The following is a 13,037-nucleotide window of genomic DNA, read 5'->3' as shown; positions in this document are numbered from 1 at the left end:
CTGCCCTGCAACGCCGGCAGGCTCACAAGGCCGCGCCGGCACCCAGAACCCGACGGCGGCGCCACAAGCACCGCCGTTTTTTGGTGTTATCCCGCCCCGCGCTTTCTCAAAAACTCCTGCAGCATGCTGTAACTCAACCCCCAGATGCAGTAGCCCTGATAACGACAACAGGGAAACGTCATTTTCCCCACCGGCGTGCGGATCTGCAGCGTGGAACGGTGTGCCGGATTGCTCAGGTAATCGAGGGGAATCCAGATGCCTTGTTGTGCTTCATGGTTGAGCGAAACCCTGTGGTCGCCCTGCCAGGCAAACACATGAGGCGTCACCACCATGGGACTCCAGCGGCTGTGGTGGCGGGTGAGCAGATCCGACAACCGCGCCTGATACTCGCCCTGGCGAAACAGATCCAGCCCGGTTTCCTCCAGGGTTTCGCGCATGGCGGTGTGGCGGCTGGAGGTATCGCTGCGCTCCAGGCGTCCGCCGGGAAAGGCCATGTCGCCGGACCAGGGGTCGCCATCGCGGCGGGCCCGCTGAATAAAGAACAGCTCCCCATCACGCGAACGGGGCCCGCGGTAGATCAGCGCCACCGAGGCACGGGTAACGTGGCGCCGGAACGGCAACTTTTGCGGGCGATATTTTTGTAGCCAGCTCAGGGATGGCATGACAGCTCACGACAGCAATGACTCCCCGAAGAATAACATCAAGAACCCAGGCTTGTTGTAGGCGCGTCGCGCCGCCAGCGACGCTTCTGCCGTTTACCGCCTCCCGGTGCAAAACCGGGTATGGCCGTCTTTTCCTGACAAGCAGACATAAAAAAACGGTGCGCCGTTTCCGGCGCACCGTTTTTACTGACAGAGATGGATTACTTCTTAAGATCGAACCGATCCAGCTCCATCACCTTGGTCCAGGCGGCCACGAAGTCGTTGACCAGTTTCTCCTGACCATCGGCACAGGCATACACTTCGGCCAGGGCACGCAGCACCGAATTGGAACCGAATACCAGATCCACCCGGGTGCCGGTCCACTTCACCTTGCCGCTGTCGCGGTCACGACCTTCGAACGCTTCCTCATCGCTGGAGGTGGCTTTCCACTCCGTCCCCATGTCGAGCAGGTTAACGAAGAAATCGTTGCTTAGAGTGCCCGGCTTGTCGGTGAACACACCGTGCTGGCTACCGTCGTGGTTGGCGCCCAATACGCGCAAGCCACCCACCAGTGCCGTCATCTCCGGTGCCGTCAGCGTGAGCAGCTGGGCCCGGTCCACCAGCAGGTGTTCGGCACCGATGCTGAACTTGCCCTTCTGGTAGTTACGGAAACCATCCGCTGCCGGCTCCATGGGTTCAAAGGACGCCACATCGGTCTGCGCCTCGCTGGCATCGGTCCGCCCCGGAGTGAACGGCACGGTGATGGCCTGCCCGGCATCCTTGGCGGCTTTCTCGATACCGACACCGCCGGCCAGTACGATCAGATCTGCCAACGACACCTTCTTGCTGCCGCTATTGAAGTCGCTCTGGATGCCTTCAAGGGTCTTCAGCACTTTGGCCAGCTGCTGTGGCTGGTTTACCTCCCAGTCCTTCTGCGGGGCCAGACGAAGACGGGCACCATTGGCGCCGCCACGCTTGTCGCCACCCCGGAAGGTGGAGGCAGACGCCCAGGCAGTGGATACCAGCTCAGCCACGGACAGGCCGGACGCCAGGATCTTGCTTTTGAGAGCAGCAATGTCCTGGTCGTTGACCAGCTCATGATCCACTGGCGGCACCGGGTCCTGCCAGATCAACTCTTCCTTGGGCACTTCCGGACCCAGGTAGCGATCACGGGGGCCCATGTCACGGTGGGTCAGTTTGAACCAGGCACGGGCAAACACGTCGGCGAATTCCTCCGGGTTCTCATAAAAGCGCCGGGAAATCTTTTCGTAGTCCGGATCAAAACGCAGCGACAAGTCCGTAGTCAGCATCATCGGCTTGTGCTTTTTGCTCTTGTCCTGGGCGTAAGGAATAACCTCATCTGCGTCCTTGGCTACCCACTGCTTGGCACCCGCCGGGCTGGTGGTCAGCTCCCACTCATAGCCAAACAGGTTTTCGAAGAAGTAGTTGCTCCACTGGGTAGGCGTCTGGCTCCAGGTCACTTCCGGGCCACCGCCCATGGTGTCGTCGCCCTTGCCGGTACCCACCGGGTTGTGCCAGCCCATGCCCTGTTCCGCCAGGCTCGCGGCTTCCGGGTCGGGGCCGATTTTTTCCGGGTCGCCGGCACCATGAGCCTTACCAAAGGTGTGGCCACCGGCGATCAGCGCCACGGTTTCTTCGTCATCCATGGCCATGCGGGCAAAGGTTTCGCGGATGTCATGCGCCGCGGCCTTCGGGTCCGGGTTGCCATCCGGGCCTTCCGGGTTCACGTAAATCAGGCCCATCTGTACCGCGGCCAGCGGGTTTTCCAGGTCGCGCTTGCCGGAATAGCGCTTATCGCCATCCAGCCAGCCCTGCTCGGCCCCCCAGTAGACGTCGTTGTCCGGCTCCCAGGTATCTTCCCTGCCGCCGGCAAAACCAAAGGTCTTGAAGCCCATGGATTCCAGGGCCACGTTACCGGCAAGAATCATCAGGTCCGCCCAGGAAATTTTGCTGCCGTACTTCTGCTTGATCGGCCACAGCAGCCGGCGAGCCTTGTCCAGGTTCACGTTATCCGGCCAGCTGTTCAGCGGTGCAAAACGCTGCTGACCCCGGCCGCCGCCGCCCCGGCCATCGCCGATGCGGTAGGTACCGGCACTGTGCCAGGCCATGCGGATAAACAGGCCACCATAATGACCGAAATCTGCCGGCCACCAGTCTTGGGAATCTGTCATGAGCGCATCCAGATCTTTTTTCACTGCACCAAGATCCAGGCTGCTGAAGGCGTTGGCGTAATCGAAATCCTCATCCATGGGGTTGGACTTGGAAGAATGCTGATTGAGAAGGTCCAGACGCAGCTGGTTGGGCCACCAATCCTGGTTGGTCGTCCCCCCACCTGCTGCGTGATTAATCGGACATTTACTCTCTGTCATAGCGCTCTCCTTCCTCGTAGGTGGGTTCGGCGTATTTGTTACTCTGTTGTAGTCCTTTTGATGCCGGATTGGCCAGTTTAGTTTGCCAAATGGGGTGATAGTTTTTATTAAAAACGGCCGTAAGTGCGTCAATACAGGCTTTCCCTGACTAACGCCCCGCATTAGATGCGCCATTCAAAACTTATACAAAGAGTGACATATAGATTAAAATGACAGCTGGACTACAAAAAAAGGGGAAAGGAACCAATGAAAAAACAACACCTGCTTGCCATGACCGGTGCGCTTTCAATTGCCGCCCTGTCAACACCTGCCCTGGCTGAGACCGGCCCTGGCGGTTTTTACGCTGGCGCAACACTCGGTTACCAGACCACGGATATGGACTGGAAAACCGATCGAACCCTCGAGCCCAACGGCAATCCCATCGCGCCGTTTTCCGATACCACCGAATCCCTGGATGACTCTGATGCCAGCTATGGCCTTTTTACCGGTTATAACTGGGTCGTTGGACAGGGAAAGTGGGTGCTGGGCGCTGAATTCTCAGCAGTGAAGAGTGATGCCAGCGACGAGATCCGCAATCGTATCCCCGGGCTGGGCGATCCCAACTCCAACCCGACCAGTTTTTCTGAAGTCGAGACTGACGACCTGGCGCTGGGCCTTAGCGTTCGCGGCGGGTACATGCTGCATGACAACACCATGGTGTACAGCAGCCTTGGCGTATCCCAGCTTGAAGTCGAAACGACAAGCACCTGCCCCGCCGACACCAACGTCTGCAACCCGGCTGACGGGCTCCAGCGTTTCAGTGATGACGAGCGCATGAGCGGCTGGGCGCTGGGTATCGGGGCGGAACATTTCCTGTCAGATAACCTGGTGCTTAGAGCAGAGTACCGCTATGCCGATTATGGTGATTTCGACTTCACTGCTATTCCCGCCCAGAGCGGTTCAAGTTTCGGGGCTGACGCGTCAATTGAAGTCGTCCGGCAAACTCTTGAGCTTGGTGCCGCTTACAAGTTCTAAACCTCTCCTCGCTGCTTTCTAGCAGCGGTATGGGCCCCTCCAGCAATCAGGACGGGGCCCATCTTTTCTGCCTTCCCTGATTTCGCACATAGTCAGAGCACCTTTGCTATGCTGCCAATATCGTATTGGCACAGGGATCCCCATGGAATCGAGCACGCCCGACCAGCCACAGACCCTTGGTGAAACCACGCGCATGCTGTGGAACGCCCGTGGCCGCTACAAGCGGGTACTGGCCACTGCCGCCAGCCTGCAGAAAGTGGTGTGGAAACACCGTAAGGTGCTCGGCAGTGGCGACGAGCAGGCGCTGCAGCCCCTTCATGAAGATGTCGCGACCAGCCTGGCTACCCTGTTTCGCGACAACGGCGGCGCCTGGATCAAGTTTGCCCAGTTCCTCAGTTGCCGCCCGGACCTGTTGCCGGCGCCCTATATCGACGCCTTTGCTCACCTCCGGGAGAATGCGCCGAAAGCTCATTTCGATGACATTCAGCCCTGGCTGAAAGCCCAGCTTGGCCATGACTGGGCGGACTCCTTCAGCGCCTTCAATATCATCCCCATGGCCGCTGCCTCCATCGCGCAGGTGCATAACGCCACCCTGAAATCCGGCGCTGAAGTGGCCGTCAAACTGCAGCAACCCCGGGTCAGCCAGGAGTTCTCCGAAGATGCTGCCGCGCTTCGGTTGTTGGCCAAGGCGCTGAAACCGCTGCTGCGCGAAGTGGATGTTGAGCAGATCATCAACCAGCTAATCACCACCACCGAACGGGAGCTGGATTTCCGCCTGGAAATGACCCACATGCGGGATTTCAGCGAACTTCCACATCTGCCGGGCATCAAGGTACCGCGAGTCTATCCGACCCTCAGCAGTGCGCAGATGCTGGTGACGGAGTGGATCGAGGGGAAGAGTCTTTCCACACTGTTACGCGAGGACGAAGAGCAGGCCAGACCGCTGCTGGAGCGTTTACAGGCCAGCATGATGCAGCAGGTACTGGAGTTCGGTCTGTTCCATGCGGACCCACACCCGGGCAACTTTATCGTTACCCCGGACGGCGATCTGGCGGTACTGGATTTTGGTGCCGTGGAATATGTGGCCGCCGAGGACCGCCAACACTACACCGCATTGTTGATGCGCTTGCTCGGCATGGGCGACGGGCCGCTGCTACCCCTGTTCGAAGCCGCCGGTTTTGGCGGGCTCACAGAGGAGCGACTGGAAAAACTGTCGGCAGCACTGGTCTCCGCCCGCCAGGATACCGATGCCACCCTGGCGGATAACCTGCGCACCCTGCTGGATGAATTCCGCCGCCTGCGGCTGGTGATGCCGGATTCCTTCGTGGCCATGGTGCGGGTGCTGATCACCGTGGGCGGGCTGATGACCCGCTACCAGATTCCGTTTTCCTGGGGTGGTTTTGGCGCTCGCTAAGCCGAGCGCCATGGTGCCGTCCGCCCAAGGCTCAGTGCTGTAAAGGCTAGCCGTTACTTGATCATCTTCTTGAGCATGTTCACCTTGTCCTTGTAAGGGGCGTAGCGGAACTTGATATCGAACAAGGTGGTGGCCTTGAGGATGCTGCGCTTGTGGGAGAAGGCATCGAACGAATTCTTGCCGTGATAGGCCCCCATGCCGCTTTCACCCACGCCGCCGAAAGGGAGGTTGGGGTTGGCCACATGCATGACCGTGTTGTTGATACAGCCGCCACCGAACTGGGTGTTATCGAGCACCTGGCGCTCCACCTGATCGCTGGCGGTAAACAAATACAACGCCAGGGGATGTTCTGGCAGTTTCTTCAGGTTGACGATCAGCTCTTCCAGGGTAGAGTAGGTCAGCATGGGTAACACCGGGCCGAAGATCTCCTCCTGCATGATCGCATCATCCATGGAGATATTTTTCAGAAGGGTCGGCGCGATGTAACGCTGGCCCGCATCGGTCTGGCCACCCACCAGCACCTTGGTCTTGTCGATCAGTGCCGCCACCCGTTCGAAATGCCGATCGTTGATCATGCGCCCCAGATCCGGGTTCTGGCTCGGCTCATCACCGTAAAACTCGCGCAGTGTCTCCACCATTTCCTTTGCAAAAGCATCGCTGATATCTGCATGCACATGAACGTGATCCGGTGCGATACAGGTCTGCCCCACGTTGAGCATCTTGCCGGACAGAATCCGCCGGGCCGCCACTTTCAGGTTGGCGTCCCTGTGTACGATGGTGGGGCTCTTGCCGCCCAGTTCCAGGGTCACCTTGGTAAGATGTTTCGCAGCGGCCGCCATCACGATACGACCGACACGGGGGCTGCCGGTAAAGAAGATATGATCGAAGCGTTCTTCAAGCAGCGCATTGGTCACTTCCGTGCTGCCCTTGAATACCGCCACGTATTCATCGCTGAAACATTCCTTCATCATTTTCTCGATCACATTCGCCACGGTGGGGTTCAGTGAAGACGGCTTGAGAATGGCCGTGTTACCGGCGGCGATGGAACCGATCAAAGGCTGAACCAGCAGCAGGAAAGGATAGTTGTACGGGCCGAGCAAAAAGGTCACACCCTGCGGTGTGGACTCGATGCGACTACGGCCGGGCTGGGCCCACATTGAGGTACCGACTTTTTTCGGCTTCATCCAGCTTTTTAGATGTTTCAGGGTGTGCTTGAGATCCTCGATGGCCGTGCTGATCTCGATATAGGCCTCGAATGGCGGGCGGCCAATATCTGCCTTGAGCGCATCCTGAATCTCTTCCTGATACTGGACGATGGCGTCTTTCAGTTTCGTGAGCTGCCGTAGCCGGAAGTCATAGCTGCGGGTGGCGCCGGTTTCGAAAAACCGCCGCTGCAGCTCCACCGCCTCTCCGGCCCAGCTTTGTGACTGCTTCAGGTTTTCACTATCCAATACCGCACCCATGACTCGCCTCCTCGTTATTCGCTTAACCGCAAGGGTTGGGAAAACGAGTGTTCCATGGGGAGCGCCAAGGCTCTACACAAAGCAGGCAATCAGCCTGACCAAAACAATCAGAAAGTGGCGAAAACCGCTATTTTTTCTGTCACTTAAAAAAACGCGACATACATGTCCCGCTGCCGTATATACCGGATGGTTTTTGTAGGAGCCATGCATGCATGGCGAACCGCCGAAGGCGATCAGCGCAAACGAGTTCGCCATGCAAGCATAGCTCCAACGGAAAGAAAAAACGCTATGCCAGCCAGTCCACGATGCGGTCCATGGCGGTGGTGCAGTTGCCGCAATACTGCCGCAGGAACTCATCACCGAGTGATTGCTCCGCCGGCACCGTTGCCGCCCCCGCCAACGCCGCCTGGCCTTCAAAATCCACAAACGCCTGACGCAAGGTCAGCTCCCCGGCCGGGCGCCCGAAGGCCTCCCCGGGCAGGGTAGCAACGCCGGTATCTTCCAGCAGGGTTTCACACAGGGCCGTGCTGTCATGAATCTCCCGCTGGTGCAATCGTTCTGCCAGGGGACTGAAATCCGGAAACAGGTAAAAAGCACCATCTGGCATGGCAAGATCCAGCCCGGCCTGCTGATAGGCCTCCACCTGATAACGTGCCAGCCCTTTGAGAATACGCCGGGACTGAAACAGATAGTCGTCAATGTCCGCGCCACCCTGAAAGGCTCGCACTGCCGCATGCTGAATCGGCGCCGCCACCGAGGTATAAGTTTCACTGGCCACGGTGGCCATGGCATCGCGCAGCCAGGAGAGATTGGGTGGAAAGGCAAAGGCACCCAACCGCCAACCGCCAGCACCACACCACTTGCTCAGGCCATCGCTAATGATAGTGCCTTCCGGATAATAGCGGGCAATGGAGCGGTGTTGCCCGTCGTAGCGGGTGCGGCCATAGATTTCGTCACTGAGCAGAATCAACCGGTGGTAGCGCGCCACCTCGGCGATGTCACGCAACTCGTCGTCGGTAAAGGTATAACCATGGGGATTGGCTGGGTAGTTGAGGATCACCAGCCGGGGCCGACCCGGATCACGCTGACACAGGGCATCCAGGCTCTTGGCACTGAGCTTCCAGTTATTGTGTCGATGGGTGGGCAGCCAGTGCACTCGACGACCAATGATGCTGGCCTGGGGTGCATAGGACACCCAGCTCGGTGTGGGAATCACCAGGTCGCCGTAGTAGACCAGCTGCAGGATGAACATGAGCTCCTTGGAGCCCGGCCCGATCATGATGTCTTCGCCCCGGAAGGCTACATCGTGCTCGCGATCCAGATGGCTGGCAATGGCGTCCTGTAGTGCCGGCAATCCTTTGACCGGCAGATAATCCTTCTCGCCGGCAAACTCACGCAACGCCTCCACCACCGAGGGCGGCACTGGAAACGGTGACTGACCCAGCCCCAGCTTGTAGACCTGCCGCCCCTGCTGACGCAGGGCATTGCTGCGCTCGTTGATGGCCAGGGTGGCAGACACCCCCATGCCTCGGACATTCAGGTTGAGGTGTACATCGGGCTGGAACGGCATGATCGAAATCCCCCTGAACAAGACAGCGTTCTTTCGACCCTACCGGGTTGTCACCGGGCTGCAAAGTACGCAGGCCCGGTGACGGCAGGAACAACGGTAACAAATAAACCGCGGGTCAGACCTTCAGGTATTTCGCCGCCTTGGCATCCGCCTTTTTCGCCAGCGGTTTCAGCTCGGCGATTTTTTCACAGACCGCGTCGCACTCTTCCTTGCTGAGCGCATGGCCATCCACCGCCTTGTGCAGCTGGTGCATGTAGTTATCCAGTATCGTCAGTACCGACAGATGCACCAGCGGCGCAATGGACGACTTCTTCTGGGTGATGTGCTGTTTGCGGTGGGCCTGTTCCCAACGTTTCTCGAATTCCTTGTGGCTCAATGTCATGACAACCTCCCTGTTCAGAATGTGAGTTTATTGACGCTGATGCTATTCAGCCCCAGTTCGCCGCCGCTGATGCCTTCCAGGGCCACCGGCAGGCTGATATCGTTGAGCGACACCTTGCCCAAGGTGGCACCGAGCTTGGCATCACTGAGCGTCATGCTGCCCACGTTCAGGTGTACCGTGGGGGTGACCGCAATGCTCACCTTGAGGATGCCCAGATCCACGCCCAGGGATTTATCCGAAGCAGTGGCGTCCACATTGAACGCCTGGCTGGTAGCCGCCGGCATCGTCACAGACGGGATGCTGATGTTTTCCAGGCTGGCACCGGGCAGGACCAGCTGTTCGGTAGGCGCCGCCCGATTCACACGCAGGGCTTCGCCGTTGGCACCCGGCACCGACAGGGAACTGAGCGACAGCTCACCGATGCCCATACCGGACACGGACAAGCCGGCGCTGGGCAGGCCCAGCTTATCCAGGCGAATGCCGGACAGATCCAGGTTTCCCAGGTTGAGCTGATCGATGGGCTTCATCTGCGCCACCAGGCCGGGAATATCAATGGCCGGAATCTGCAGGTCGATATTGCCCAGATCCGGCACCGTGATGGTGCCCAGATCCACCGGGATATCCAGGCTGCCCATATCCTCGCTGCCATCCCAGCTGCCGAGCCAGCCCAGGTCAATTTTCCAGTTCAGCCGAAAGCCCAGCTCGACGATGGTACGCACCTGATTGAGCACCGCTTTGGCGCTATCCACGGAAGCCTGGGTATTTTCCACGTGCAGATTGCCGATGCTGGCACTGCCCAGGGTGACCTTTTCCACGCGCAGATTGTTGAGCGTGCCGTCTTGCACGCTGACCTGATCGATGGCGATTTTGCGGGAAACCTGGGCGCCGAGCACGCCCAGGCGAGTGAGAAGATCCCGGGAAACCGGGAGAGAATCCAGCAGGTTGTCCGCAGACAACCGTTCCTTTAGTGACATGTTTGCCTCCTGGCAGGGTTGAGTTCGCACACTCCGGTGTGCGCTCACACTCTAACCAGTGAGGCATTTATTGCATATAAAGCAAGCGTACCAATTTGCCGGACGCCTCACTCCCGATTAATCCGTCGGCGGAACTACCTCTACCGCCGGTACGGGCTCCTCTGGCGCCTCTCCTAGCGGCAAATAGTCCTCTGACTCCGGCTTGCGCCAGTCGGGGCATTGCGCCGCTTCCTGCAGATCGGCCTCGGCTGCCGCAAACGCCTGTACCGGCTGCGAAGCGGGCGGGAGATGGTGATAATCACTCTGCGGCACCTGAATGGCATTGAACCAGCCATTGGGAATCCAGTTGAAATCGGGGCTGGGCAGGATCTTGCCGTTGAAATGCCCACCACGGGAGAAGGCACGCAGAATATCGTAGGTGGAATTCATGCAGTTGCGACCGAACAACTGGTACGGCTGGGCGCTGACCCAGGCCATGACACGCAATGCTGCATCAGGATCGGGCCATACCTGACTGGTCATGGTCAGATATTTGAAATAATTATACTCAGCCCCGTAATGCACCATATTGGCAAACACCTGGGTGGCCTGCTTTTCTCCTGGCACCTTGCGTGACCAGAAGCCGTTCATTCCATTGCCGTTGGCCCAGCCGTCACCTTCAACGGCTCCCACCATCCACTGCCCATCCGGCAGCTCAAACCCCCACCCCACATGCCCCAGCAAAGGCTGGCCGGCCAAATCCGGGCGTTTCGGGCACAGTACGACGATTGCATTGGCTTGACTCATTGCGTTCCCTCGCGATCTTTATGGTGTTTTTTTGCCGTTCTTCCTGAACGATGAAGCCCGTCGATACCCTGACGGGCACCCACAGACCAAAAAGACTATAATCGCAACCTTCTTACAACGGAATATGCTTGCGGACTTACCATGCCCTCTTTCGATATCGTCTCTGAAATTGATGAAGTGGCCCTGCGCCACGCGGTGGATAACGCCAACCGCGAACTCGCCAACCGTTTTGACTTTCGCGGCGTCGAGGCCAGCATTGAGCAGAATGGTCTGGATGTGACCTTGAAGACCCAGTCGGACTTTCAGGTACAGCAACTGGAAGAGTTGTTTGCCAAGGCGGCAGTGAAACAGGGCATCAGCGTCGCCGGCGCCGACCGCCCGGAAAAGCCTGAACACAGTGGAAAAACCTTCTCGCTGACGCTGACCTTCCGTCAGGGCATTGAGCAGCCCCTCGGCAAGCAGATCGTCAAGATGATCAAGGACAGCAAACTCAAGGTGCAGGCTTCCATTCAAGGCGACCAGGTACGCGTGAACGGCAAGAAGCGTGATGACCTGCAAGCCGTGATGGCACTGCTGCGCGAATCAAGCATTGAAACACCGCTGCAGTTCAATAACTTCCGGGATTGAGACCCAATTGTAGGAGCTATGCTCGCATGGCGAACATCCCCAGGGCCGAATTCGCCATGCGAGCATAGCTCCTACAGGGCCGGAAAAAGGCTCGGAAGCCCAAGGATTAATAACAACAATAAGGAGACATCATGTCCGCTACTTCGCATCAGGCGGTGCCACGCCTCAACCTGCTCTGGTTCACCGTGCTCGCCGCTCCCATGATGATCGGTATCGCCATCGCTCTGATGATCTGGTTCGGCCAATATCAGGCACCCATGGATTTGCTACCCGAGGACACCCTGCGCATGGGCGCGCTTGGTGCCATGGCACTGATGCTGGTGGTGGCAAGACCGCTGCGCAATCTGCTGATGGCACCGACAGCCATCGTGCAGCGCCCCTTGCAAGGCACCACACCGGCCAACGCTGATGAGGAGGCCGTCATCAAGGTTCAGACCAGCATGTTCATACTGCTGGGGCTTCTCGATGCGGTTGCCATGATCGTGATTGCCTTCTGCCTGATGCAAGCGGATGCGCACCTTGCCATTTTGAACGGCATCTTCAGCTTGATACTGGCGATCATCGCCAAGCCGAATTTTTCCGCACTGATTGAGCAAACCCGAAAGCAATTGCAGCGCTAAGCTGACCAGGGAAACGCGCGGGTTCCGTCGCTTTCAAAAACCGCCACAACGCTGTGTCATAAGGCTTTCAATTTTCTGGTAGGTAAACGCTTTCGGGGCATTGTCATTCAGTGTCATCGTCAGCGTTTGCGCTCCGGCGTCATCACTGACGGTTGCCCGCATCGTCCGTCATTATTAACGGCCCGCCGGTACCCTCGTCTTCCCTACCCAGTAACCCTTCGCCTTCCACAACCCGCTGTACGTACAAGCCCTGATTCGTTTCCGCATGGAAACTTCCCTGCCGTGCTGCTGCAATCCATCCTTGATTCCCCTGTCAGTCCATTTATCAGCGAAGTGGAATCTAACAGGTTGGTAAAAACATGCCGTAAGGATACCGGCAAAGCCGAGTAAGACAATCACACCAGAAAAAGTAAGACATGGATTACACCATAGACTTTACACAAGCATCACAGTGCTTCCCGCAAGTTACAGACAACACTGCAATTGCCATCAAAATCACAATCGCTGCCTTAGTGAAGAGCTGTTTTTATAACCACTAATCGGACGATAAGCGGTGCCGCTCTTTCATACCGATATCGCAGATGCCTGTTTTCATTGTTGAAAATCACTATAAAAACAGACTGAACGCCGTTCTATAAAAGTTCTTCCGAAGCCGCCAAACCATTTTTCACTGGCTCGGGCGGCTAAAAAAGCGCCACCATATAGACAGGAAGGTGTGACGCAGTTCCTTCCGGGAGGAATCATGTTTAAGGCAAAGGCAGCATGGATCGCTGCCATGATGGTGGTCTGGAGTAGCAGCCAGGCAGCCTCGGTCAGTGACTCGGCCAGGGCCAGAATCACGCTGATTATTCCGCCGTCGTTCAAGGTAGAGGGCCTGTCACAGATGCAGGCCACGGAATCACGACAATACCGGGCAGATCAGCTTTGCCTGCGGGGGCCGCGCAGCATGGATTATTCGTTGCAAGTCCGCGATGGCGATGGTCAGCTCAGCCAGGCACAGGCTGATTTTATCCCCGCCAATGCCACGCCGGATTGTCACGGTGAATCTGCTTCCCTGTTGCTACACAATGGCAAGCAGGCTCTTCAGAAAGCCGACGAAGTGACCTTGATGATCATTGCGGAATAGCACGGTTGCGGCGATTGCCGGAACCGTGCC

Annotated in this window: 12 protein-coding genes; 5 read left to right on the top strand and 7 right to left on the bottom strand. The window is 58.0% G+C overall.

The window, feature by feature from the left end; translation table 11 throughout:
* Positions 1–86: 86 nt before the first annotated feature.
* Together Q0Y02_RS05255 and katG are read right to left on the bottom strand one after the other, a co-directional pair.
* On the bottom strand, positions 87–662 hold the full coding sequence (locus Q0Y02_RS05255; RefSeq protein ID WP_035245967.1) for a CoA pyrophosphatase: 576 nt from the start codon (positions 660–662) through the stop codon (positions 87–89).
* Positions 663–862: 200 nt separating this feature from the next.
* Entirely contained in the window at positions 863–3,031 is a 2,169-nt protein-coding gene (gene katG / locus Q0Y02_RS05250; protein ID WP_297765382.1) for a catalase/peroxidase HPI, read from the bottom strand.
* Between the two features lie 246 nt (positions 3,032–3,277).
* On the opposite strand from katG, the gene Q0Y02_RS05245 reads away from it, so the two are divergent.
* Both Q0Y02_RS05245 and Q0Y02_RS05240 read left to right on the top strand, forming a co-directional pair.
* Entirely contained in the window at positions 3,278–4,045 is a 768-nt protein-coding gene (locus tag Q0Y02_RS05245) for an outer membrane beta-barrel protein (protein ID WP_297765379.1), read from the top strand.
* 142 nt (positions 4,046–4,187) lie between these two features.
* On the top strand, positions 4,188–5,459 hold the full coding sequence (locus tag Q0Y02_RS05240) for an AarF/ABC1/UbiB kinase family protein (protein ID WP_297765376.1): 1,272 nt from the start codon (positions 4,188–4,190) through the stop codon (positions 5,457–5,459).
* A gap of 53 nt (positions 5,460–5,512) precedes the next feature.
* On the opposite strand, the gene Q0Y02_RS05235 is transcribed toward Q0Y02_RS05240, so the two are convergent.
* From Q0Y02_RS05235 to Q0Y02_RS05215, 5 genes are all read right to left on the bottom strand, one after another.
* On the bottom strand, positions 5,513–6,922 hold the full coding sequence (locus tag Q0Y02_RS05235; RefSeq protein ID WP_297765373.1) for an aldehyde dehydrogenase: 1,410 nt from the start codon (positions 6,920–6,922) through the stop codon (positions 5,513–5,515).
* Positions 6,923–7,208: 286 nt separating this feature from the next.
* Positions 7,209–8,492, bottom strand: coding sequence for an aminotransferase class I/II-fold pyridoxal phosphate-dependent enzyme (locus Q0Y02_RS05230; protein ID WP_297765370.1), 1,284 nt, complete (start codon positions 8,490–8,492; stop codon positions 7,209–7,211).
* Between the two features lie 115 nt (positions 8,493–8,607).
* The gene (locus tag Q0Y02_RS05225) at positions 8,608–8,874 is read right to left on the bottom strand and encodes a hypothetical protein (protein WP_035245957.1); all 267 of its coding nucleotides are present in this window, start codon (positions 8,872–8,874) and stop codon (positions 8,608–8,610) included.
* A 14-nt stretch (positions 8,875–8,888) separates the two neighbouring features.
* Entirely contained in the window at positions 8,889–9,848 is a 960-nt protein-coding gene (locus tag Q0Y02_RS05220; RefSeq protein WP_297765365.1) for a hypothetical protein, read from the bottom strand.
* Between the two features lie 117 nt (positions 9,849–9,965).
* A complete protein-coding gene (locus tag Q0Y02_RS05215) occupies positions 9,966–10,634 on the bottom strand; it encodes a hypothetical protein (protein ID WP_297765362.1) in 669 nt (222 codons plus the stop codon).
* Between the two features lie 141 nt (positions 10,635–10,775).
* On the opposite strand from Q0Y02_RS05215, the gene Q0Y02_RS05210 reads away from it, so the two are divergent.
* The 3 genes from Q0Y02_RS05210 to Q0Y02_RS05200 all read left to right on the top strand — a co-directional run bounded on the left by Q0Y02_RS05210 (position 10,776) and on the right by Q0Y02_RS05200 (position 13,007).
* Positions 10,776–11,261, top strand: coding sequence for a YajQ family cyclic di-GMP-binding protein (locus Q0Y02_RS05210; protein ID WP_272961937.1), 486 nt, complete (start codon positions 10,776–10,778; stop codon positions 11,259–11,261).
* Between the two features lie 131 nt (positions 11,262–11,392).
* Complete coding sequence (locus tag Q0Y02_RS05205; protein WP_297765353.1) at positions 11,393–11,881, top strand: hypothetical protein; 489 nt, start codon at positions 11,393–11,395, stop codon at positions 11,879–11,881.
* A 742-nt stretch (positions 11,882–12,623) separates the two neighbouring features.
* Positions 12,624–13,007: a hypothetical protein gene (locus Q0Y02_RS05200; RefSeq protein WP_297765350.1), complete on the top strand. Its 384-nt coding sequence runs from the start codon at positions 12,624–12,626 to the stop codon at positions 13,005–13,007.
* Positions 13,008–13,037: the final 30 nt, after the last annotated feature.

It is taken from the genome of uncultured Alcanivorax sp. (assembly GCF_947258575.1).
In the GTDB taxonomy this organism is placed as follows: domain Bacteria; phylum Pseudomonadota; class Gammaproteobacteria; order Pseudomonadales; family Alcanivoracaceae; genus Alcanivorax.
Note: the sequence above shows the minus strand (reverse complement) of the source record. Positions and strands in the feature narration are given on the sequence as shown.